The organism is Nocardiopsis mangrovi (assembly GCF_042653925.1).
Taxonomy (GTDB): domain Bacteria; phylum Actinomycetota; class Actinomycetes; order Streptosporangiales; family Streptosporangiaceae; genus Nocardiopsis_B; species Nocardiopsis_B mangrovi.
Window position 1 is genome coordinate 72754 of record NZ_JBHSFQ010000028.1, and the last position, 23028, is coordinate 95781.

Sequence of the window (23028 nt, forward strand, 5' to 3'; positions counted from 1 at the left end):
CCTACCGTTTCACCGACCCTATCGGGGCGGGTCGCGGCGGCGCCGGGCGGGAACGGCCGCTCCGGCGGGACCGGGGCGGCCGGATCGGGGGGTCAGCGCGGCATGCAGCAGTCGGATCCGCCGTCGGGGCACCGGGGCAGGTCGCCCAGGCCCACGGGTCCGGCCCCGCTCGCACGCTCCGCGACGAGCTCGCGGACCATCGCGACGAAGCGCGGGTGGGTGCCCGGGCTCAGCGCGCGCTCGAAGGCCAGGCCGAGGCGGTCGGCGGTGTCGCGCGCCTCGTGGTCGAGGTCGTACTTGACCTCCATGTGGTCCGAGACGAACCCGTAGGGGATGACGACGACGGCCGACACGCCCTCGTCCGCCAGCTCGGCCAGCCGGTCGTTGACGTCGGGCTCCAGCCACGGCTGGCTCGGCGGCCCGCTGCGGCTCTGGTAGACGAGGTCGTAGGCGTGGCCGCCGCCCAGGCGCTCGGAGACCAGCCGCGCCACCTCGGCGAGCTGCGCCGCGTAGGCGCCGCCGGGGCCGAATCCGTGCTCGGGCGCTCCGCTCGTGTCCGCCATGGCGGTGGGGATGGAGTGCGCCGAGAACAGCAGGCGCGCGCCGGCCCGCTCGGCCTCGGGGAGCCGGTCCAGCGCTTCGCGGGCGTAGGCGGCCAGGGGCTCGATGAACCCCGGGTGGTCGTAGAAGGGCCGGATCAGCTCGATCTCGGGGGCGTCGGGGCCCACCGCCGCGCGCGCGGCCTCGATGTCGTTGAGGTAGGCGCGGTGGCTGGAGTAGTTGCTGTAGGCGGAGGTGGCCAGCGCGACCACCCGGCGCACGCCGTCCTTGGCCATCTGGGCGACCGTGTCGGCGAGCATGGGGTCCCAGAACCGGTTGCCCCAGTAGATCGGCAGGTCGACACCGTTGGCCGCGAAGTCGGCGCGGATCGCGGCGATCAGCTCGCGGCACTGCCCGTTGATCGGGCTGACCCCGTCGAAGAGGAAGTAGTGCTCGCCGACCTCCGCGAGCCGTTCGCGCGGGATGCCGCGCCCGCGGGTGACGTTCTCCAGGAAGGGGATGACGTCGCCGGCGGCCTCCGGGCCGCCGAAGGAGATCAGCAGGAACGCGTCGTAGGGCCTCATGCGATCCATGAAACCAGGTGGCCGCGACCCTCCGTATCGGCCCCGGCGTGGCGCAGGTCACCGTTGCGCGACAGAAGCCGAGGGCCGCTTACCCCTCGGGCTACCGGCGGGTAGCGTTCGGGGCCATGACGAATGTGGTGTGGCGCACATGGTCGGGGACCCAGGAGGCGCGGCCGCGCCGCGTGGCGGTCCCCAATGGAACCGGCGACGTCGTCTCCGCGGTCCGCGCCGCCGCGGCCGCGGGGTCGCGGGCGCGCATGGTCGGCTCCGGTCACTCGTTCACCGGGATCGCCGTGACCGACGGAACCCTGCTCTCCCCCACCTCGCTCACCCGGGTGCGCTCGGCCGACCCCGGGGCCGGCACCGTGACCGTCGAGGCGGGGCTGCCGCTGTGCGACCTGAACACGGCGCTGGACGCGCGCGGGCTCGCCCTGGCCAACATGGGCGACATCGCCGTGCAGACGGTGGCGGGGGCGATCCAGACGGGGACCCACGGTACCGGCCGCGACATCGGGGGCCTGGCGGCACAGGTCCGCGGCATGGAGGTCGTGCTCGCCGACGGGACCGTGGTGGAGTGCTCGGCCGGGCGCGAGACCGCGCTGTTCGAGGCGGCGCGGGTCGGGCTGGGCGCGTTCGGTGTGGTCACCGCGCTCACCCTCGCCGTCGTCCCGTCGTTCCTGCTGCACGCGCGCGAGGAGCCGATGCCGCTGGACCTGGTCCTGGAGCGGCTGCCGGAGCTGCGCGCGGGCAACGAGCACTTCGAGTTCTACTGGTTCCCGCACACCGGCCGGACCAACACCAAGCGCAACAACCGGAGCGCGGGGCCGGCCGGTCCCGTGCCGCCGCTGCGGGCGTGGCTGGACGACGAGTTCCTGTCCAACATCCTGTTCGAGGCGGTGAACCGGCTGGGCCGGCGCGCGCCCGCGGTGATCCCGGCGGTCAACCAGGTGTCCGCGCGGGCGCTGTCGGCACGGTCCTACACCGACGTCTCCCACCGCGTCTTCACCAGCGCCCGCCGGGTGCGGTTCGTGGAGATGGAGTACGCCGTCCCTGCCGCCGCGCTCGCCGACGTCCTGCGCGAGATCCGCGCGGCGATCGGCGCGGGCCGCCACCGCATCAGCTTCCCGTTGGAGGTGCGGTTCGCGCCGGCCGACGACGTGTGGCTGTCCACGGCCTACGGCCGCGACACCGCCTACGTCGCCGCGCACGTCTACCGCGGCGCTCCCTACGACCGCTACTTCGCCGATCTGGAGGCCGTGTTCACCTCGGTGGGCGGGCGCCCCCACTGGGGCAAGGTGCACACCCGCGACCGCGCCTACCTGGAGGGGGTGTACCCGCGGCTCCGCGACGCCCTGGAGGTCCGCGAGCGCGTGGACCCGCGCCGCGTGTTCGCCAACCCCTACCTGGACACCGTCCTGGGGGCCCGATCACATCGCCGGCCGCTCCGGGAACGCACCGGACCGGCACACGGGCGGCGGCGGCCACGGGAGATACCATCACCGGCAGGGCTCCGGCCGGAAACCGGCCGGCACCCTGATCGCGCCTCGGGTCACGGATCGATGCCGTGCCAAGATGGCACGATAGGAAACGCCACGATGCCCGTGGGCGGTGCCGCATGCGCCCGGAGGGCCACACAGTTCGGACATGCCGGGCGCGGTACTGGCCGAACGACCGGATGCCGATGAGACTGGGAACGTGGGGGATGGCCGAGGACCCACCCTCGACGGGACGCGAAAGGGAGGGCGATGCAGGAGCTTCGCCTCGTCGCCGTCAGCGAGGACGGCACCTACCTGGTGTTGGCGAGTGCCGGCCGTGGAACCCGTTTCATGCTGCCCGTCGACGACCGTCTCCGCGCCGCCGTTCGCGGCCAGTTCTCCCGGCTCGGCCAGTACGAGATCGAAGTGGAGAATCCGTTGCGCCCCAAGGAAATCCAGGCCCGGATCCGCTCCGGTGAGACAGCGGAGGCGATCGCCGAGCACGCGGGGATCCCGATCGAGCGGGTGCGCTGGTTCGAGGGCCCGGTGCTGCAAGAGCGCGAGTACATCGCCCAGCAGGCCCAGCGCGCCACGGTCCGGCGGCAGGGCGAGTCCGCGCCGGGGCCCGTCCTGGGCGACATCGTGGCCGCGCGCATCGGCGCGCACCAGTTGGAGACCGGCGACGCCGTGTGGGACTCCTGGAAGCGGGAGGACAACACCTGGCAGCTCAAGCTCGCCTTCCTCGCCGCCGGCGAGGAGAAGGTGGCCCACTGGGTCTTCGAGCCGCGCCGCCGCAGCGTGACCCCGGCCGACGACGAAGCCGTCCGCTTCTCCTCTCCCGAGGCCGACGGCCCGCGGAGCCTCGGCGGCGGCGCCAACGTCACCCCCTTCGTCCCGCGCCGGCAGGGCGCGCCCGCCGAACCGGTGCGCCCGGACCCGGCACCGGCGCCCCCGCCCGCTCCCGCGCCGCAGCGCCCTGAACCGCTGACGGCCGCGGCCCCGCCGCGCCACGAGCCCCCGCGCCACGACATCGACGGCCCGCTGCCGGCCGCACCGCCCGAGGAGCCCGCGCCCGCGGCCCGGCACGAGCGCACCCCGGTGACCGGGCGGGTCCCGATCGTCCCCGAGCGCACCCACCCCGCCGCGCGCGAGGACGCGCAGGCCCCGCCGCGCCCGCCCCGGTCGCCGCTGAGCGGCGAACCGCTCCCGGCCGCCGGCCGCGCCGACCCGCGTGAGCCCGTCCGGCCCGAGCGCCCCGGCCTGGGGCACCCCGCCGCCGATCCCGCCGGCTCCCCCGCGCTCCGGCCCCCGGCGCCGAGCACGCCCGCCCCCGCGGCCCCCGACCCCGAGCGGCCCGCCCCGCGCACGCAGGAGCCCTCGGTACCGGCTGCGGCACAGGCCCCCGGCTCCGCCGCGGCGCCGTCCCGGCGCAAGGGACGCGGACGGCGCGCCTCGGTCCCCTCGTGGGACGAGATCATGTTCGGGGCGAAGAAGCCGGACTGAGCACGCCTGAACCGGATACGGCGACGGCCCCGCACCTGCGTGCGGGGCCGTCGCCGTATCCGGTTCAGGCCGGGTCGGGCGAGGGCGCGGCGGCGGGGCCGGGCTCGGTGACCAGGAACGGGCGCACCATGGCGGGGGTGACCCCCGCGGCGAAGGCGACCGACTCGGCGAAGTCGGCGTCGACGGCGGTGTAGCCGCCCTCCCCCGCGCCGACCGCGAATTTCGCGTGGACCAGGCCGGCCCGGCGCTGGAACAGCGTCTGGGTCCAGGTCCAGCCGATGACGGCCGACCGGTGCACCACCGGCTGCACCCGGCGCAGCGACCCCGAGCGCACGCTGACCTGCGCTCCGTCGTGGCCGTGCCCCAGCGCCCGGTAGCGGTCGTAGGCCAGCGGGACGCCCAGCAGGGCCGCCGCTCCCAGCGGCACCGCGAGCCAGAGCACGCCGGCGTAGGCGGCGGCGCCCGCCGCAACGGCGAACGGCACCACGGCGCGGAACAGCCTGCGGCCCAGCGCGGCGCGGGGGTGGGGGGTGAGGGAGCCCCGGAACGGGGTGAGCGCCTGCTCGACCACCTGCCGCACGCGGGACCGCGGGCCGATGGGCAGGAGCACGGCCCTCGTGGTGGAGTCGCCCAGCCCGGTGACGATCGCGCGCAGGCGCACGACGCGGCGCACCCGCTCCAACGGGTTGTCCAGGAACTCGTGCCCGCGGATCCGGCGGTGCTCCAGCGTGACGCTGCGCCGGGTGAACAGCCCGCGCTCGACGACGAGCGACGCGTCGCGCCGGCGCAGCGTGAAGCCCCAGTGGGAGACCGCGTAGGACACCACGGCGAACAGCGGCATCAGCAGCACGAGCACCGCCACCGCCGCGGCCGCCAGGATCGTGAGCGCCTGGGCGCTCATCGTGCTCGCCCATTCGTAGGCCAGGAGGACGGCGTCTCCGGCGTCGGTGCCGGCGGTGAGGTCGTCCAGGCTCTGCCCGACCGCGCCGAGCACCGTGGCCAGGGCCACGAACGGGGTCAGCAGGTAGCCCAGGCTGAGGACGGCGTAGAAGTACCAGCCGGGCGGCATCGTGAAGTACACGGTCTCGGCCGGGGCGGTGGCGCCCGGGGCCTCGGCGCGCTCAGCGGTGTCGCCGGCCGGCGGCGTCGCGGCGTGGGCGCCGGCGGATGCGTTCAGGACGGCGCCCGCCGGATCGCCGCGCAGCACCGCGCGCCGGTGCAGCAGGACCCCGCGCAACCGCTCGGCCTCGGCGACGGAGACCGCGTCGAGCTTGCCCTCCTCGCCCTCGCCGCCGCCCCCGGCGGCCGCCTCGATCCTGACGACGGCCAGGTCGAGCATGCGGTGCAGCAGGTGGGAGGTGACGTCGACGCCCCGGATGCGCTCCAGCGGGATCGACCGGCGCGACCTGCTGATCAGCCCGCGGCGGATCTCCAGCCGCTCGCTGCCCACCTGGTAGCGGAAGGTGTACCAGGTGACGAACCCGCCGATGAGCATGGCGGCGATCGCCACCCCCGCGCTGGCGAGCACCCACGGGTTGAAGCTGCCGGCGACGATGGCGGCGATCAGCGGGACGATGAAGCTCTTGAGGTAGTTGACGGGCGCGGTGACCAGGGTCAGCGGGCTCAGCGCGCGCTCGGGCTCGGCCGGGGGGACGGCCGGCGCCGCGTCCTCCTCGCCCGGCTCCCCGGCGGAGGCGGCCGCCGCGCCGCCGGCGTCCCGGGGCTCCCCGGGGACGCCTTCCGGGGGGTACGCACCGGCGCCGTCCGGCGGCGGTGCGCCCGGGGCCGGGGGAGGTCCGGGGAAGGCGGGTCCGGACGGTGCGTCGTGGCCGGTGGCCGGCGCGCCGCCGTCGTCGTGCCGGGGTCCGTGGGGAGTGTCGCTCACGTCGCGTCGTCCCGGAGTTCGGCGGCGCGCTCGGCGAGCTCCTCGGAGATGCGCTGGGCGTCGTCGGCGGCGAGCCCGGCGATGGTGGAGGAGCCGGCGTGCGAGGCGGTCTGCACTTCGAGCGTGGCCACCTTGAACAGCCGCTCCAGCCAGCCCTGGCTGTGGTCGACGGTCTGGATCCGGCTCACCGGGACCAGCTGCCATTTGCGGCTGAGCCACCCGGTGCGGGTGTAGATGACATCGGCGGTGATCTCCCAGCGGTGCACCCGGTAGCGCCAGCGGGGCGCGACGACGATCTCGGCGATGCCGTAGATCCCGTACACGGCGGGGACCGCCCAGGCGTATCGGCGCACGACCTGCGGGATCCAGTCCCAGTCGAGGGCGGTGGCGCCCCACGCCGCGCCGCTGAGCACGGCCGCCAGGACGACGACCCCCAGGGCTGTCTGCAGCGTCCACATCGGGACGGCGCGCGGTGAGACGCGATTCTCAGGGGGCCGGATCCGGGTGGTCGTCACGCGCCCGATTGTAGCGACGCGGCACCTTTGCCCCGCACCGCCAAACCGCGCCCGAAGTTCCGGCAAAGTTCGCGGTACGGCCTCCCGCGGAATGCGGCCGGCGCCCCCGGACGCTGTAGCGGTGGAGGTGCGGAGGTGGTGCGCGGCCGCGCGGTGCGGGCGGGAGGGCGACCACCGTGTATCAGCGGTTTGTCAGTGGACGTGCGGACACTGGATCCGTGAACGCACATTGCTGGAGGGGTAGATGACGGACGCCATCCGCGCGGAGGGCCTGGTCAAGGAGTTCAAGGGGAAGACCGCGCTGGCGGGGGTCGACCTCGTCGCACGGTCCGGCGCCGTCCTGGGGGTGCTGGGCCCCAACGGGTCGGGCAAGACCACGACGGTGCGCATCCTGGCGACCCTGCTGCGGCCCGATGCCGGCCACGCCGCGGTCGGCGGGTTCGACGTCGTCAAGCGCCCGCACGACGTCCGCCGGCTGATCGGGCTCACGGGCCAGTACGCGGCCGTCGACGCCGACCTGAGCGGCACCCAGAACCTGGTGCTGATCGCCCGGCTGCTCGGCTACTCGCGCCCTGACGCGCGGGCGCGCGCGGCCGAGCTGATGGAGCGGTTCCGGCTGGCCGACGCCGCCGAGCGCGCCGCGAAGACCTATTCGGGGGGCATGCGCCGCAGGCTCGACCTCGCGGCCAGCCTCGTCGGCCGGCCCAGCCTGCTGTTCCTGGACGAGCCCACCACCGGGCTCGACCCGCACAGCCGCAACGAGCTGTGGGAGGTCGTGCGCGAGCTGGTCCAGGACGACGTCACCGTGCTGCTGACCACCCAGTACCTGGAGGAGGCCGACCAGCTGGCCGACGACATCATGGTCCTGGACCACGGCAAGGTCATCAGCCGCGGCACCCCCGACGAGCTGAAGATGCGGGCCGGGTCGCAGGTGCTCCAGGTGAGCCCGGTGGAGCCGGGCCTGCTGCCCCGGGTCGCCGCGATCGTCGAGGCGGTCAGCGGGTCGGAGGTCCGCTCGGGCGAGAGCACGGCCAGCGCGTCGGTCACCGATCCCGCGGTCCTGCCCGAGGTGGTGCGCCGGCTCGATGACGGCGGCATCGCCGTGGCCGAGCTGACCCTGCGCAAGCCCAGCCTGGACGAGGTGTTCCTGGCCCTCACCGGCCGCCCGGCCGACGACGTCCCCGCCGCCGATCCCGCGGCCTCCCCCGAAAGGACGACCGCATGAGCGCCGTGGACACCGCCGCCGCCCGCCCGCCCGCCCAGGCCGGGCCGAAGGTGGCGCCGCGCATCACCCCGCTGAGCACGGTCCAGCACGGCGCGCTGCTCACGTGGCGCAGCCTGGTCAAGATCAAGCGCAACCCCGAGGAGGTCCTCGGGCTGACGTTCATGCCGCTGATGTTCGTCGCGCTGTTCGTCTTCGTGTTCGGCCAGGCCATGATGGGCGACTGGCAGGCCTACCGCGACTTCATCATCCCCGGCATCACCGCGCAGTCGGTGATCTTCGCGACGATCGGCACGGGCGTCTCGCTCAACTCCGACATCGAGAAGGGCATCTTCGACCGGTTCCGCTCGCTGCCCATCGCCCGTTCCGCACCGCTGATCGGGGCCATCCTCGGCGACCTCGCGCGCTACATGCTCACCGTGGTCATGGTGCTGCTCGTGGCGATGCTGATCGGCTACCGCCCCGCCGGCGGGCCGATCGGGGTCGTGGCCGCGGCGGCGGTCGTGCTGGTGTTCGCCTTCTCGCTGTGCTGGCTGTCGGCGTTCATGGGGCTGCTGCTGCGCACCCCGATGGCGGTCAACATCTTCGGGTCGATCTGGATGTTCCCGCTGACCTTCGCCAGCTCCACGTTCGTCTCGCCGGAGAACATGCCCGGGTGGATGGCGGCCTTCGCCGAGATCAACCCGGTCACCCACGTCACCGACGCCATGCGCGGGCTGCTGGAGGGCGGACCGTTCGCCGAGCCGCTGCTGTGGACGGTGGTGTGGACCGTCGGTCTGACCGCGGTGTTCTTCCCCCTGGCGACGCGCGCCTACCGCCGCCGGTCCTGAACGGTGCCGCGCCGCCGGGCGCGCTCACCGCGCGCTCGCGGCGGGCTCCCAGGGCTCGATCCAGGCGTCGACGGCCGGGACGACCTCGTTCGGCGGGGTCCGCGCGCCGCGCGCGTAGGCCCGGTCGAAACCGGGGTCGCCCAGCTCGGCGCGGAGGCGCCGGCGGAGCCGCGCCACAGCGGGCTCGGCCCGGTTGGCGAGCCCGCGCGACGCCTCGGCCAGGCCGAGCAGCACGGCGGCGTGTTCCGGGTCCTCGTCGGCCAGTACCTGGGCGACCAGCTCGATCCCCGCCGCGCGGTGGATCGCGGACCGCTTCCCGGCCAGCGCCCGCCAGGCCGCGGCGGCGTACCGGCGCGCGTCGCCGTCCTCACCCAGGCGGAGCGACACTCGGGCGAGCAGGCCCAGCCACAGCAGCCGGATCTGGTAGCGCACCGCCCGGTCCGTGCCCTCCTCGACCTCGTCGGCCAGGCCGAGCAGGATGGCCTTGCCGCGCGCCGGGGCGCCGGCCTCGCACTCGACCTCGGCTTCGGCCAGGCCCAGCATCGTCCGCGTCCCGTGGCCGGCGCCCGCGGCGGACGCCTTGGCCATCGCCTCGCGTGCGCGCTCGATGTCACCCTGGACGGCGTGGGCGACGGCGCGCCGGGACCGCAGGAGCGCGCCCAGATCGGTGAGGCGCAGCTCCTCGGCCAGTCGGGCGCCCTCGGCGAGCATGTCGCTCTCGGCCGCGAGGTCGTCGAGGCGGGCCAGTTCGGAGGCGATCACCAGGGCGTGGCACATGCCCCAGCGGTCGCCCAGCGCGCGGAACCCGTCCAGGGCGGCGCCGATCCGGTCGCGGCCCGGGGCGATCGCGCCCGAGGCGAGATCCAGCAGCCCCGTCGTCATCGTGCCGAGTGCGCGCACCCACGGATCGGGGTGCTGCGCGGTCTCGGCGATCCGGTCCCGCATCGCGCAGGGGTCGTGGCCGAGCATCGCCAGGTAGCCGGGGATCAGCAGGAGGGAGGCGTGGCTCTGGTCCGCCTCCCCCGATGCGCGCAGGATCTCGTCGGCGCGCAGTACCCGCTTCTCCCCCTCGGGCGAGGCGACTTCGCCGGCGCCCATGGTGAACAGGCACTCGGCGAAGGCGGTCGCCCGCCCTTCGGGGGGATCGTCGCCCACGAGCCGGACGATCTCCGCGGCCCAGCGCGTGGCGTCGGCCCACCCGTCGATCATCTGCCAGTACCACATGGCGCTGTGGCTGAGGTCGAGCGCGAGGGCGGCCTCTCCGGCGTCGACGGCCCAGCGCAGGGCCCCGGTGAAGTTGTCGTGCTCGGCACGCAGCCGGTCGAGCCAGGTGAGCTGGTCGGCGCGGCGCAGGTGGGTGTCGGCCTCGGTCCACAGGGCCAGTACGTGGCCGGCGTGGGCGCGGCGGACGGCCGCGTCCTCGCCGGTCTCGGCGAGCCGCTGGGCCCCGTAGGCGCGCACGGTCTCCAGCATCCGGTAGCGCGGCTCGGTGCCGCTGCCCGCGGGATCGGCCAGGACCAGTGACTTGTCGACGAGCATGAACAGCACCGACCACACGTCGCGGCCGCCCACCGTGCCGTCGGCGTCGGCGCAGACGCGCTCGGCCGCCTCCAGGGTCGCGCCGCCGCTGAACACCGACATCCGGCGCACGAGGGCGCGTTCGGGCGCGTCGAGCAGGTCCCAGCTCCAGTCGACGACCGCCTGGAGGGTCTGGTGCCGGGGAAGGGCGAAGCGGGTGCCGTTGGTGAGCAGCCGGAAGCGGTCGGACAGCCCCGAGGCCAGCCGGGAGACCGGCATCGCGCGGACCCGGGCCGCCGCGAGCTCCAGCGCCAGCGGCATGCCGTCGAGCTCGCGGCAGATGCGCACGACGTGCTCGGCGTTGGCGGGGTCGACCGTGAACCCGGGCACCACCGCGGAGACCCGTTCGGCGAACAGCCGCACCGACGCGTAGTCGAGGGCGCGGTCGGCCGGGGTGCCCTCGGGCGGCAGCGCCAGGGAGGGCACCGCTTGGAGGCGTTCGCCGGCCACGCCCAATGGCTCCCTGCTGGTGGTGAGGATGCGCAGCCCCGGGCAGGCGGCCAGGAGGCGGTCGGCGACCGCCGCCGCGTCGGCGATCAGGTGCTCGCAGTTGTCCAGGATGACCAGCAGTTCGCGGTGGCCGAGGCCGTCGACGATGCGGTCGATCACATCGGCGGGCGGCGCGGGGGTGGTGGCGTGCAGGCCCACCCTGGTGTGGTCGCGCAGGCCGAGGGTGGTCAGTACGGCGCGCGGGATGTCGGCGCCGTCGCTGATGGGGGCGAGTTCGACGAACCACACCCCGTCGTGGGCGAGGTCGGGGCGGCGCTCGGCGAAGCGGGCGCCGGTCTCGATGGACAGCCGGGTCTTGCCGGCGCCGCCGGGCCCGATGAGGGTGACCAGCCGCTCGTCGGCGAGCAGCGCCACGACGTCGGCGATCTCGCCGTCGCGGGCGATGAAGCTGGTGAGGGTGTGCGGCAGCCGGGTGGTGGGGGTGTGGGCCGCGGCGGGGCGCGCGGGCGGCGCGGGAGCGGCGGCGCGGGCGGGCGGGTCCAGTTCACCGCGCAGCAGCCGCAGGTGGAGGTCGCGCAGCCGGGCCGAAGGGTCGATCCCCAGTTCCCCGGCGAGGCCCGCGCGCAGCCGCTCGTAGGCGGCGAGGGCGTCGGCCTGGCGGCCCGCGGCGGCCAGGGCCCGGATGAGCAGTTCCACCGTGCGCTCGTCGTGCGGTTCCCGCGCGGCCAGTTCCTCGATCTCGGGCAGGACCTCGGTGTGGGCGCCGAGGTCGAGCCGGGCGGCGAGCCGGTCGGCCGCCGCGCCCCGGCGCGATTCGGCCAGGCGGACGGCGGTGTCGGCGCCGGCCTCGCCCAGTTCGGCCAGTGGCGGGCCGCGCCACAGGTCGAGGGCCTCGCCGAGCAGGCGCACGGCGGTCCCGGGGTCGCCGTCGGCGCGGGCCTGCCGGCCGCGGTGCACTAGGTCCTCGAACACGAACAGGTCGATCTGCTCCGGGGCGACGTCGAGCCGGTAGCCGGTGGCGTCGCCGTGGAGCAGGCCGGGCGCGCCGAGGGTGCGCCGCAGCCGCGACGCGAGCGCCTGGAGCGCGTTGCCGGCCGACGCGGGGGCGTCGTCCCCCCACACGCCGTCGATCAGCCGGGCCGTGCCGATGGTGCGGCCCGGGGACCGCAGGAGCAGCACGAGCAGGCGGCGCAGGCGCGCACCGCCGACGGTGAGGGGCCGCCCATCGGCACCGCGCACCGACAGGGGTCCGAGAATGGAGAACCGCACGTACCCATGATCGCTGATGTGACCGGGGAACTCTTCCGGGGCGGCCCCTCGGCGGCCGGTTGTGGCCGGAGGGCCGGCGCGACGATGGCGACGCTATGCGCACGTCTTCGCACACTCCGCGCATACGCGGCTCATCGCCACTCGGACCGCAGTAAGGTCGCATGGGTGGTCGCCGCGGGAGCGACACGGAGCCGGCGCGCACGCCGCTCCGGGCCGCGCGGGCGACCCCCAGGAGCATGATCCGACCCACCCTTTCGCAGGAGCCCCATGTTCTCGGTCGAACGCCACCGATCATCCGGCTCGCGCCGCGGGGCCCTGCCCCCGGGCGCCCGCGCGCGTGTGCGCACCGCCGCCTCGGGCGCGGGGGCGGCCGTCGTCCTGGCCGCGGCCGCCGGCTGCGTCTCCCTGCCGTCGGGAACCGACGCGGAGTTGAACCCCGACATCAACCTCACCAGCACGATGATGCAGGAGGGCGAGCCGCTGCCGGACGCCTACACGTGCAAGGGCGAGGGCCTGTCGCCGACCCTCCAGTGGTCGGGGCTGCCCGGCGGCGAGGGGGTCGCGTCGCTGGCGGTGGTCGTCGACGCCCCCGAGGACGCCACCGTGTTCTGGGTCATCTACGGGCTGGACCCGCAGACGACCGAGATCCGGCAGAACACGGTCCCGCAGCCGGGCCGGCAGGGGCTCAACAGCGCGGGGACGGCCGATTTCGAACCGCCGTGCCCCGAGGAGGGCCACCCCCACGAGTACCGGTTCAGCCTGTACGCGCTCAGCAGCGAGATCGACCTGCCCGAGGACGCGCCGCTGGACGACTCCCTCCAGGCGATCGCCGACCGCTCGATCGCGCGGGGCTCGCTGACGGCTACCAGCGAGTAGTGACATGCGCCACGTGAGAGCTCCCCGCACCGACCGGCATATCGGATGATCAATGGCGATCCACCCGCGATGCACCCGGAAGGAACCCCTTGTCGCCCTCTGCACTCATGGCGCATCTATGCATAAAGTGGGTCCGTGCCCCCCGTCGATTTTCTGATGACCGAATCCGTGCAGCACGCAGCAGAGCACCGGCGCCACCGCACCCGGTCCAGGGCGGACGCCGATCGCCGGCCGCCCCTCGGCCACGCCGACTCCGCCCGCCCCCGCGGGTACCGCGTGCCCCTTTCGGTCCGTCCGGACACTCCGGCGGCACCCGGCACGGAGGCACGACCCCTCCTGCGCGCCCCATGCGAACCGGTCCCCCCGGCCTCGCACCGCCGACCGCATGCCGCGCGCGTGCCCGAACCGGCCAGTCACATCACCCCTGCCGGCGGCACCTCTGTCCTCTATAAGGCCACGGGCCCTAGGCTGGTGCATTCACCATGACCATTGCGCTAATCGCGATCATCGCCATCATCGTGGTCCTGGTCGTCCTGGTGCTGATCCTGCTGGGCATGCGCGCCCTCAGCGTCAGCAACTCCGGTGACGACGACTACGACGACGAGTACGACGACGACCCGCGCGACCGCGAAGCCGAACGCGACCCGCGGCCCGCGCCGCGCTCCCGCAACCGCCGCTCACGCGCGCCCGAGGACGACGACGAGCCGCGCCCGGCGCGGCGTCAGCGGCGCGGCGGCCGGGGCGACGACGACTGGGACGACGACGACTCCGGCGGGATGTCGGACAACGCCTTCTGGTCCAGCCTCTCCGACGATGACGACGGGCCCGGGCTGCGCGGGGCGCCCGCCGACGACCGGCCCGTCGCCTCGGAGCGCCGCGACACGCGGGCCGAATCCACCGCGGCGATGGCGGCCATCGCCGACGACGACGCGGACGACGAGCCGGAGCCGCCCCGCCGGTCCCGCGGGCGCCGCTCGCGCGCCGCCGACCGCGACGCGCGCGACGGATCCGCCGACGAGCCCGCGGCCGACACCCCCGCGGTGGCCGCGGCGCGGGCCGGCGGCGACAACGGCCTGGCCATGCTCGCGAGCCTCGGCCAGGGCCCCTCCCCCGCCGACGACGCCGCTCCCGCCGAACCGCCGTCCCGCGGCCGCGCGCCGTCGACGCCGGCCTCGGGCACCCCGTCCGCTCCGGCGGCGCTGCCCCCCGCCGCGCCGGCCCCCGCCCCCGCACCGGCCCTCCCGCCCGCGGCCGCGGCCCCATCGCGCGATCCGCTCGGCGACCCGCTGGGCGTGCCCACGGCCCGCGACTCCGCCGCGTCGGCCCCCACCACGTCGTGGAACCCGCCGCCGCGCCGGTCGGCGCCGTCGCCGTCGTGGGACACCACCGGCTCCTATGCCGACGACCCGCTGGGCGCCCCCTCGACGCCCAGCGGGAGCGGTCAGGCGCCGGGCTCGTCCTACGACACCGGATCGCACACCCGGCGGCCCTACGCGGGCGGCGCTCCGGCCCCCTCGCCCTTCGACACCGGCGACCACAGCCGCTCCTCCTACGACACCGGGAACCACGCGCGGTCGTCCTACGACACCGGGTCGCTCTCGCGGCCGGCCTACGATCCGGGACCGGCCCCGTCGCCGCTCGACACGGGCGCGCACAGCCGCCCGGCCTACGAGCCCGGCGCGGCCCCGTCGTCGCCCTTCGACACGGGGGACCACAGCCGCTCGCCGTTCGGTGGCGGGGCGTCGGCGGGCACGCCCTACGACCCCTATGACACCGGATCGCACACCCGGCGGCCCCATGCGGGGAGCACCCCGGCCCCCTCGCCCTTCGACACCGGCGACCACAGCCGCTCCTCCTACGACACCGGGAACCACACCCGCCCGTCCTACGACACCGGCGGGCCGTCCTCGTACGAGACCGGGTCGCACTCGCGGTCGTCGTACGACAGCGGGTCGCACACCCGGCCGTCCTACGACACCGGGAAGCGCGGCGCCACGGGCGGCGACCCGTTGACCGATCCGGCGTTCGGCCCCGCTCCGGAGTCCGCGTCGCCGATCTGGTCGAGCATGGACACCGGTTCGCACCAGCGTCCCGCTGTTCCGCCGACCCAGCCGTCCCCCGGCCAGAACGGAGCCGCGGCCCCCTTCGGCACGCCCAACTCCGGGCAGCCGGCCTGGGGCGGAGTGACCGGGGAGCAGCCGGCGTGGAACGCGGGCACGGGAGAACAGCCCGCATGGAGCGCCCTCACCGGGGAACAGCCCGCTCCGGCGCCGCGCAGCGGGCCCGACTCCGCCTACACCACCGGATCGTTCGCCCGCGACCCCTACGACACCGGCGGCCCCGGCGCACCGCACACGGGCGTGCCCGCACCCCAGGACCCGGCGGCACCGGCGCGCGGGGGCGGGGTGCCCGGGCAAGGGGGCTATGGCGGCTCCGGCGGTTTCGGGTACGGCGGCACCCCCGCCCCCGCCCCCGCCCCAGCCCCGTGGGAGCAGCCGCCGGTCTGGGGCGCCCCCACCGGGGAGCAGCCGGCCGCGGCGCCGCGGAACACGTTCGACGCCCCGCCGTCGTACACGACCGGCTCGTTCAGCCGCGACCCCTACGACACCGGGAGCTACGCCGCGCCGCCCGCGCCGGGCTACCCGCAGAGCGAACCGCTCGGCGGAAACGGCTTCCCGGGCGGGCCCGGAGCGGGCGGCCTGCCCGGCGGGGCCGGGACGGGCGGCGGCCTGCCGGGCGGGCCCGGGGCGGCACCGCAGCCACCCGGCTACGGCGGCCTGCCCGATGCCTTCGGCGGCCACGCCGGGGGCCGCGGCCCGGAGCACAATGGCGCCCCCGCCCCGCAGCAGGGGTACGGCTACGACGCCCCCTCGGGCGAGTGGCCGTCCTTCCGCACCGATGACGGACGCAACCCCGCCGACGGCCGGACCCGCCCCTACGACCAGGGCGGCTACGGCGACGGCGGTTTCCGCTAGCCCATCGACGCGTTCGCCCCCGCGGACCTGCGGGGGCGAACGCGTTTCGGACACCTGTGGGCCGCATCGAAGGGCGCCACATGCGGCTCTTCGGGGACGCGGGGGCGGATGGGGCGTGCGACGGCGCGCCGCCGCGCTCAGGTCGGGCCCCGGGACCGGTCCGCGTTCAGCGGGGGCCGGGCGGGGCGCCGCTCATTCCGATTTGGGGCGGTCGTCGCGTTCGTCCGACTGCACCTCGGACGACTGGTAGCGGGCGAACCCGATGATCACGACGATCGCGATGATGGGCACACCGAACATGATCACCCAGATCGTGGACATTTCCATGAGACCGATACCCGATTCGCAGGCGGCACGGGCGCCGGGGCACCCGCGTTTCGTCCCCGCTCCGGCCGCGGGGGTGAGATGACCATCCCAATCTAACGCCGTTTCCCGCACGACGCCGCCCGGCGCACCCCCCGGTTCGACCACAATGGGCTTGTCACGCAACCGGAACACCTCCGGACACTCCGGAACCCGCGAACCGGCGCCGCCCCGGTCTGCGGCGCCCCGGAGCCCGAACGCCGTCCGGGTCTGCGGGCAGCAGGGACGACGCCCCGACCGCCGCCCGGTGCACACGCCGACCACGACCGGCCACCACCCGCACCGCCGGCGGATCCGGCCGTAGCCTCGGACTCCCCCACCGCGCGGGAGGAGCCCTATGCGCCGGTTTCTGCCCGTTGCGGGTACCGCGCTGCTCGCCCTCGCCGCCGCATGCGGCGGACCCTCGGCGCCCGCAGCGGAGGATGGGGCGGCCCGCGCCGCTACGGCGTGCGAGGACCGCATCCGGCAAAGCGACCAGGGGCCGCCGGCCCCGGAGCCCATCGGCCCGCCGCGCGTCACCGTCGCCCATGCGTACCCGTGGGCGTGGGAGTTCGAGGTGCGGGGGTCGATCGATTGGGGCTCCCGCGTGACTCCGAAGGGCTACACGTGCGTCGTGTCGACCTCCGACGAAGGAGGCTCCTGGGAGATCGTCGAGCTGTGGCACTACGAATGAGCGCGGCGCCCCGCCGGCGACCATGGAGGGCGCGGTACCGGAGGCGCCGCTCAGCCGCGGCCCGGGACGATTCCGGGACAGGGCGGCGGCACAGCGGAAAAACGCGATTCAGGGGGAGAGTCGGCCGGTAAGCCGGATTCTGTCGGCCCTTGCGGGCCGGGCGGTCATCCATCTGGGGCCACCGTTGCCGGTGACCTCGGTGCGGTCTACCCGCGGACTCGGGCGGGCCGCCCTCGAACATCCGCGCAGGGGACCTGGGTCCCCCATTTCGACCTTGCTCCGGGTGGGGTTTACCCAGCCGGCCGGATCGCTCCGGCCGCTGGTGGTCTCTTACACCACCGTTTCACCCTTACCACCGCAGCGCGGTGGCGGTTTGTTTTCTGTGGCACTGTCCCGCGGGTCGCCCCGGGTCGGTGTTACCGACCACCCTGCCCTGTGGAGTCCGGACTTTCCTCGACACCGCACGCGGTGCCGCGACCGCCTGGCCGACTCTCCCGCCCCCTATTCTACGGTGATCCGCGGTCGGCGTCGTCCGCCGCGGCGGGCGTGCGCGCGAGGTGGCCGGTGTCGTTGACCGACCGGACCAGCATGGGTCCGTCGGCGAAGCAGTCGATCCGCGACAGGCACGCCACGTCCAGGTGCATCCGGTGCAGCGCCTCGGGCGGGGCCAGCAGCGCCTGGCGGATCAGGGTCTTGATGGGCGTGACGTGGCTGACCACCAGGACCGTCCGCCCAGTGTGGCGGGCGAGCAGCGTGTCGCGGGCCCGGGCGACGCGTTCGGCCACGGCGGCGAAGCTCTCGCCGCCCGCCGGAGCGGCGCCGGGGTCGGCGAGCCACCGGTCCATCCGGTCGGGCCAGCGGGAGCGGACCTCAGCGAAGGTCAGCCCCTCCCATTCCCCGAAGTCGGTCTCGCGCAGGTCGTCGTCGACCTCCACCGGCAGGCCGAGGGCGCCGGCGACATGGTCGGCGGTGTCGCGGGTACGCCGCAGCGGCGAGGCGACGACGGCGTCGATCCGGTCGGGGCCCGCCGAGAGCCGGCGGGCCGCCGCGCGCGCCTGGTCGTGCCCCGCGGGGGTCAGCCCGATGTCGCCCGTCCCCGCGAACCTGCGCTCCACCGACAGCGGGGTCTCGCCGTGGCGGAGCAGGATCAGCCGCGTGGGGGTGGAGTCGGGCGCCGCCCACCCGGTGGCCGACGCCGCCGCGGTGACCGCGGCCGATGCGGCGGGCTCGGCACCGGCCGCATCGGGTGACAGGGAGGCCGGGACGGAGTCGATCCGGACCGGACGGCCCTCCGCCGCGGCGTCCATCGCCTCGTTGGCGAGCCGGTCGGCATCGGCGTTGCGGGCGCGCGGGATCCAGGTGTAGGTCACGCCGCCCAGGCCCCCGGCGAGTTCGCGCGCCTGGTCGGCGAGCGGGCGCATCGCCGGGTGCTTGACCTTCCACCGGCCCGACATCTGCTCCACGACGAGCTTGGAGTCCATGCGGACCTCGACGCGGGCGCCGGGATCGATGCCCGCCACCGCCGTCAGGCCCGCGATGAGCCCCCGGTACTCCGCGACGTTGTTGGTGGCGACGCCGATCGGCTCGGCGACCTCGGCCAGCACCGCGCCGGTGGCGGCGTCGCGCACCACCGCGCCGAAGCCGGCCGGGCCCGGGTTGCCCCGGGAGCCGCCGTCGGCCTCGACCACCAGGCGGCGGCTCATCCGCGCCCCGCTCTCGACCGCGGCCGGCCCGTCACAGGCCGGACTCGTCGGTGCGGATGAGGATGCGCCGGCAGTCCTCGCACCGCAGCACCTCGTCGGCCGGCGCGCCCCGGAGCCGGGCGAGTTCGGCCGTGCTCAGCGCGAGCTTGCAGCCTTCACAGCGGCCGTAGCGCAGGGCGGCGGCGCCCACGCCGTCGTACTGGTCGCGCAGCTTGGTGTAGAGGGCGAGCAGGTCGGCGGGCACGTCGGCCGAGACCCGCGCGCGGCGGTCGGACTCGGTCGCCTGGTCGGCCTGGATGTCCAGCACGGCCGAGGAGCGGCGCTCCTCGGCGGCCTCGCGGTCGGCTTCGGCGGCCGCGATCTCCTTGTCCAGGTCGGCGCCGCGGGCCTCGGTGGCCTCGCGGCGTTCCATCACCTCCAGCACGATCTCCTCCAGCTCCGCCTGGCGGCGCCGCAGCGAGGCGATCTCGGACTGGAGCCCTTCGAGCTCTTTGTGGGAGGAGACCCGGCCGGCGTCGAGCCGCTTGGTGTCGCGCTCGGAGCGGGCGCGGACCTGGTCGACGTCGGACTCGGCCTTGCGCTGCTCGCGGTCGAGGTCGGAGAGTTCGGTGGCGGCCACCGCGAGGCGGTCGCGCAGCTCGGTGAGGCGGGCGTCGAGCCGGCGGATCTCGGTCAGCTCGGGCAGGGTGCGGATGCGGTGTGTGAGCTGGGCCAACCTGCTGTCGATCTCCTGCAAGTCGAGCAGGCGGATCTGCTGGGCGGGTTCTGCTTTCACTGGGGCTCAGGACTCCATTTCTGCGGCGGTGTGCCCGGGACGGTCGTGCCGGTGTGGGGGTGCGCTCAAACCCGCTCCGTCCACGACCAGGCGTCGGTGACGGTCGTGGACACGCGGATCTCCACGGTAGCCCCTCGGGGACCGAGGGCGCTGGCGAGACGGTCGGCTCCGTCCGCCAGCCAGGGCCACTCCCCGGCCCAATGGGGGACGTCGACGAGGGCGATGCCGCCCTGTTCGGCGAACTCCGAGGCGGGGTGGTGGCGCAGGTCCGAGGTGAGGAAGACGTCGGCGCCGGCGGACCGGGCCGCGCCGAGCAGGGAGTCCCCCGCCCCGCCCGAGACCGCGACGCGGCGCACCTCGGCGTCGGGATCGCCGGCGACGCGGATGCCGGCGGCGGTGTCCGGGAGCCCCTCGGCGGCGCGAGCGGCGAACTCGCGCAGCCGCACCGGGGCCGGCAGGGTGCCGACGCGGCCGATCCCGCGCCGTCCGCTCGGGTCGGCAGGGTCGGGGTCGAGGGGCACCAGGGGGCCGGTCAGGCCGACGGCGGCGGCCAGCGCGTCGGAGACCCCCGGGTCGGCGGTGTCGGCGTTGGTGTGGGCGGTGTAGAGGGCGGTACCGGAGCCGATCAGCCGGTGCACCACGCGGCCCTTGGGGGTGGTGGCGGCGACGGTGGTGACCCCGCGCAGCAGGAGCGGGTGGTGGGTGATGACGAGGTCGGCGCCCCACGCGACGGCCTCGTCGACGACCGCGGCGACCGGGTCGACCGCGAACAGGACCCGCCTGACGGGCTGATCGGGGTCGCCGCATACGAGGCCGACGGCGTCCCAGGGGGCGGCCCACGCGGGGTCGTAGACCGACTCGAACGCGGCGGTCACGTCGTGCAAGGTCAACGGGGCGTCTGCGGTAGTCACGCAGGGCAGATTAGCGGTTTCCGGCCCGGCGCAGGGTCGCGCCGGACCCCTCCGGCATCGAATCCGACTCGACAGGACATCTCACCATTGGCGATGATCGCGCGGCAGGCGCCGGCGACCGTCATCGGGGCGCTCGCGCGAACCGCCGCCGCCCCGCCCCCCGGACGGCGCGGACCGCCGCGGGGCCGCGCGGGCGCGGCCGAGTGGCCCCGCGCCCATGGCGTCCAATACCGTCGTCTTTCCACGCATCCCACTCGGGGATGCGGAGAGCGTGGAAGGTATCCCGCCGTGAAATTCCTGGTGCGCGAACGGCTCTTCGACATCGGTGACGACTTCTGGGTCGAGGACGAAGAGGGGAACCGGGTCTTCCTGGTCGACGGCAAGGCGCTGCGGCTGCGCACCACCTTCGAGCTGAAGGACACCGAGGGCAACGAACTGCTGGTGATCCGCAAGAAGCTGCTCGCGGTGCGCGACACCATGCGCATCGAGCGCGACGGCGAGACCGTCGCCACGGTCCGCAAGCGGATGTTCAACCCCATCAAGGACAAACTGATCGTCGAGCTCGCCGACGACCGGGAATGGGAGATCACCGGGGACTTCCTCGGCAAGGAGTACGTGGTCGGCGACGAGGACGGCCCCATCGCGCACATCTCCCGCAAGTGGTTCCGGATCCGCGACACCTATGCCGTGGACGTCAACACCTTCCGCCAGGACGCCGGGGGCGACGTGCCGCTGGTGATCGGCGTCGCCGTCTGCGTCGACTCCCTGACCGAGGACGACGGCGAGGACGGGGAGGACGGCGACGACGAGTAGGGGCCGATCCCCGTTGCACGCCGACCGGCCCCCGGCCCCGGGCCGGCCGGGGTCCCCCCTCGTTCCCTCCGGGGGTGGGATCCGCACGTGTGGGACGGCGCCGGCGCCCCGGGCCGGCCCTGCCGTCGGGGCGCGTCCGCGGTCGCCCGGCCGGCCTACAGCGGGCCGGTGTCCCCCCGGGCGACGCTGGCCCCGGCGATGTAGACGCCCAGAGCGCCGGCCAGGCCGCCCTGCACCGCCCAGGCGAGAACGGCCCCCGGCGGCGCGGGGTCGAGGGGGCTGACCACCCCCAGCAGCAGGTAGACGACCAGCCCGGCCGCCGTGGCCGGGCCCGGCCGCGGCACCCCCAGCCGGCGCACCAGCCACCAGAACAGCAGCGCGGTCCCCACCAGCCGCACCGCCAGCAGGGCCAGTCCCAGGCCGATGTTGGCGCCGATAACGTCGCCGGCGGCCAGCGGGCCGATGACGGCTCCGGCACCCAGCGCGGCCAAGCCAACGGCGAGGGTCGCGCCGGCCCCGGCGGCCGCGCCGCGGACGATCTCGCCCCAGCGCGGGGCCAACCGGTGTGTCGTCGTCATGCGTCCATCCTGACATCCGCGGCCGCCGCGCGGCAGGCCCGCGCACGCCGGGCACTGCGCCCGGCCCGGCCCCGGCGGGCGGCCGCCCGCGACCGCCCACTAGGCTGAACGGTGATCATGAGCGGACTTCCCATCTCCCCCGTCGGGGCGCACGTGCCCGTCGCCGGCGGCCTGGCCACCCGCGGGCTCGACAACGCCGCGCGGATCGGCGCCGAAACGATCCAGGTCTTCGTCGGCAATCCGCGCGGGTGGGCCGTCAACGACGGCGACCCCGCGCAGGACGCGCTGCTGCGCGCCCGGGCGGACCTGCCCGTGTTCGTGCACGCGCCCTACCTCATCAACCTCGGCTCCCCCGACGACGCGATCGCGGCGAAGTCCACGGCGTCGCTGGAGCACTCGCTGCGCCGCGGCGGCGAGATCGGGGCGCGCGGCGTGGTGGTGCACACGGGGTCGGCGGTGCGCGGCACGCGCGCCGAGGGGCTGGACCGGGTGCGCGCCCGGCTGCTGCCGCTCCTGGAGAAGCTGGGCGACCGCGTCCCGCCGGTGCTGCTGGAGCCCATGGCCGGGCAGGGGCAGGTGCTGTGCGCGACGGTGGACGACCTCGCGGCCTACCTCGGCGCGCTCGGCCACCACCCCCACGTGGGCGTGTGCCTGGACACCGCGCACCTGTTCGCCGCCGGCCACGACATCTCGACGGCACCGCTCCTGGGCGCCGTGCTCGACCGCTTCGGCGAGGTGGTGGGCGCGGACCGGCTGCGGCTGATCCACGCGAACGACTCCGCCTCCGTGTGCGGGAGCAACAAGGACCGGCACCAGAACATCGGTGCCGGCGAGATCGGCGCCGAACCGTTCGCCGAGCTGTTCCGCCACCCCGTGAGCGCCGGGGTGCCGTTGGTCTGCGAGACACCGGGGCCTGTGGAGCGCCAGGCCGCCGACCTTGCGGAGCTGAAGCGCCTCCGGGCGTCCGCGGCGACGCCCACCGTGGCCTAGGTCGTGTCTGGAAACCGGGTCATGTAGGGATGAACGGCATCACAACGGCATAGTCGGGCGTGTCACCCCGCAGATGAGCGAAGCCTCCGGTAGACGGGTCAACGACCAAGAAGACCTTGTCAGCCGGAGGCTTCGTGCCGACCCTACCCGGCCCCGGGCGCGGTGACCTCACCGACGCCCAGTGGGCCCTGCTCGAACCCCTGCTCCCCGCACCGGCGGCCACCGGCCGGCCGCCGGTGCGCTGCAAGCGGACCCTCATCGACGCCGCCCGCTGGCGAACCCGTACCGGGGCGCCCTGGCGCGACCTCCCCGCAGGCTATGGGCCCTGGCAGACCGTCTACGACCTGTTCCGCCGCTGGAAACAGGACGGCACCTGGGCCCGCATCCTCGCCGGACTCCAGGCACACGCCGACGCCGGCGGGCTGATCACCTGGGACGTCGGGGTCGACTCCACCGTCATACGCGCCCACCAGCACGCCGCCGGCGCCCCGAAAAAGGGGGGAGGGAAGATCACGGAACA

18 protein-coding genes, 1 other RNA gene and 1 pseudogene are annotated in these 23028 nt (G+C 75.2%); 10 read left to right on the top strand and 10 right to left on the bottom strand.

The features are described 5' to 3' along the window. Positions 1-92 precede the first annotated feature (92 nt). Positions 93-1124 (bottom strand): ferrochelatase, encoded by a 1032-nt coding sequence (locus tag ACFO4E_RS23280; protein ID WP_378578236.1) that lies wholly within the window; start codon positions 1122-1124, stop codon positions 93-95. A 125-nt stretch (positions 1125-1249) separates the two neighbouring features. On the opposite strand from ACFO4E_RS23280, the pseudogene ACFO4E_RS23285 reads away from it, so the two are divergent. After that, a pseudogene (locus ACFO4E_RS23285) lies at positions 1250-2545 on the top strand (D-arabinono-1,4-lactone oxidase); the annotation flags it as partial. A gap of 324 nt (positions 2546-2869) precedes the next feature. Then, on the top strand, positions 2870-4102 hold the full coding sequence (gene sepH, locus ACFO4E_RS23290) for a septation protein SepH (RefSeq protein WP_378578238.1): 1233 nt from the start codon (positions 2870-2872) through the stop codon (positions 4100-4102). 64 nt (positions 4103-4166) lie between these two features. On the opposite strand, the gene ACFO4E_RS23295 is transcribed toward sepH, so the two are convergent. Both ACFO4E_RS23295 and ACFO4E_RS23300 read right to left on the bottom strand, forming a co-directional pair. Continuing rightward, positions 4167-5987 (bottom strand): PH domain-containing protein, encoded by a 1821-nt coding sequence (locus ACFO4E_RS23295; protein ID WP_378578240.1) that lies wholly within the window; start codon positions 5985-5987, stop codon positions 4167-4169. Beyond that, positions 5984-6502, bottom strand: a complete 519-nt coding sequence (locus ACFO4E_RS23300; protein WP_378578242.1) for a PH domain-containing protein — start codon at positions 6500-6502, stop codon at positions 5984-5986. Before ACFO4E_RS23300 ends, ACFO4E_RS23295 begins: the two co-directional genes overlap by 4 nt. Before the next feature lie 244 nt (positions 6503-6746). Between ACFO4E_RS23300 and ACFO4E_RS23305 the strand changes: the two genes are divergently transcribed. Then, on the top strand, positions 6747-7727 hold the full coding sequence (locus ACFO4E_RS23305) for an ATP-binding cassette domain-containing protein (protein ID WP_378578245.1): 981 nt from the start codon (positions 6747-6749) through the stop codon (positions 7725-7727). Continuing rightward, positions 7724-8554, top strand: a complete 831-nt coding sequence (locus tag ACFO4E_RS23310) for an ABC transporter permease (RefSeq protein ID WP_378578247.1) — start codon at positions 7724-7726, stop codon at positions 8552-8554. Before ACFO4E_RS23305 ends, ACFO4E_RS23310 begins: the two co-directional genes overlap by 4 nt. A gap of 24 nt (positions 8555-8578) precedes the next feature. On the opposite strand, the gene ACFO4E_RS23315 is transcribed toward ACFO4E_RS23310, so the two are convergent. Next, positions 8579-11851 (bottom strand): AfsR/SARP family transcriptional regulator, encoded by a 3273-nt coding sequence (locus ACFO4E_RS23315; RefSeq protein ID WP_378578249.1) that lies wholly within the window; start codon positions 11849-11851, stop codon positions 8579-8581. 267 nt (positions 11852-12118) lie between these two features. On the opposite strand from ACFO4E_RS23315, the gene ACFO4E_RS23320 reads away from it, so the two are divergent. After that, positions 12119-12727 (top strand): YbhB/YbcL family Raf kinase inhibitor-like protein, encoded by a 609-nt coding sequence (locus ACFO4E_RS23320; protein WP_378578251.1) that lies wholly within the window; start codon positions 12119-12121, stop codon positions 12725-12727. A gap of 482 nt (positions 12728-13209) precedes the next feature. Then, on the top strand, positions 13210-15702 hold the full coding sequence (locus ACFO4E_RS23325) for a hypothetical protein (protein ID WP_378578253.1): 2493 nt from the start codon (positions 13210-13212) through the stop codon (positions 15700-15702). Between the two features lie 192 nt (positions 15703-15894). On the opposite strand, the gene ACFO4E_RS23330 is transcribed toward ACFO4E_RS23325, so the two are convergent. After that, a complete protein-coding gene (locus ACFO4E_RS23330) occupies positions 15895-16023 on the bottom strand; it encodes a hypothetical protein (protein ID WP_378578256.1) in 129 nt (42 codons plus the stop codon). 379 nt (positions 16024-16402) lie between these two features. Between ACFO4E_RS23330 and ACFO4E_RS23335 the strand changes: the two genes are divergently transcribed. Continuing rightward, entirely contained in the window at positions 16403-16738 is a 336-nt protein-coding gene (locus tag ACFO4E_RS23335) for a hypothetical protein (RefSeq protein WP_378578258.1), read from the top strand. Between the two features lie 112 nt (positions 16739-16850). Here the strand turns inward: ACFO4E_RS23335 and rnpB are convergent. From rnpB to ACFO4E_RS23355, 4 genes are all read right to left on the bottom strand, one after another. Then, positions 16851-17231: RNase P RNA component class A (gene rnpB / locus ACFO4E_RS23340), an RNA gene on the bottom strand. Positions 17232-17244: 13 nt separating this feature from the next. Next, entirely contained in the window at positions 17245-18441 is a 1197-nt protein-coding gene (locus ACFO4E_RS23345; protein WP_378578260.1) for a bifunctional RNase H/acid phosphatase, read from the bottom strand. Between the two features lie 31 nt (positions 18442-18472). Beyond that, positions 18473-19216, bottom strand: a complete 744-nt coding sequence (locus tag ACFO4E_RS23350; protein WP_378578262.1) for a zinc ribbon domain-containing protein — start codon at positions 19214-19216, stop codon at positions 18473-18475. Between the two features lie 65 nt (positions 19217-19281). After that, positions 19282-20106, bottom strand: a complete 825-nt coding sequence (locus ACFO4E_RS23355; protein ID WP_378578279.1) for a Nif3-like dinuclear metal center hexameric protein — start codon at positions 20104-20106, stop codon at positions 19282-19284. 309 nt (positions 20107-20415) lie between these two features. On the opposite strand from ACFO4E_RS23355, the gene ACFO4E_RS23360 reads away from it, so the two are divergent. Beyond that, positions 20416-20940 carry an LURP-one-related/scramblase family protein gene (locus ACFO4E_RS23360; protein ID WP_378578264.1) on the top strand — a complete coding sequence of 175 codons (525 nt, stop codon included), beginning with the start codon at positions 20416-20418 and terminating at the stop codon, positions 20938-20940. A gap of 155 nt (positions 20941-21095) precedes the next feature. Here the strand turns inward: ACFO4E_RS23360 and ACFO4E_RS23365 are convergent, their stop codons facing one another. Further along, positions 21096-21518, bottom strand: a complete 423-nt coding sequence (locus ACFO4E_RS23365) for a hypothetical protein (protein ID WP_378578266.1) — start codon at positions 21516-21518, stop codon at positions 21096-21098. 117 nt (positions 21519-21635) lie between these two features. On the opposite strand from ACFO4E_RS23365, the gene ACFO4E_RS23370 reads away from it, so the two are divergent. Both ACFO4E_RS23370 and ACFO4E_RS23375 read left to right on the top strand, forming a co-directional pair. Continuing rightward, positions 21636-22508, top strand: a complete 873-nt coding sequence (locus ACFO4E_RS23370; RefSeq protein ID WP_378578268.1) for a deoxyribonuclease IV — start codon at positions 21636-21638, stop codon at positions 22506-22508. A 134-nt stretch (positions 22509-22642) separates the two neighbouring features. After that, a partial coding sequence (locus ACFO4E_RS23375; protein WP_378578270.1) for an IS5 family transposase occupies positions 22643-23028 on the top strand: 386 nt, incomplete at its 3' end.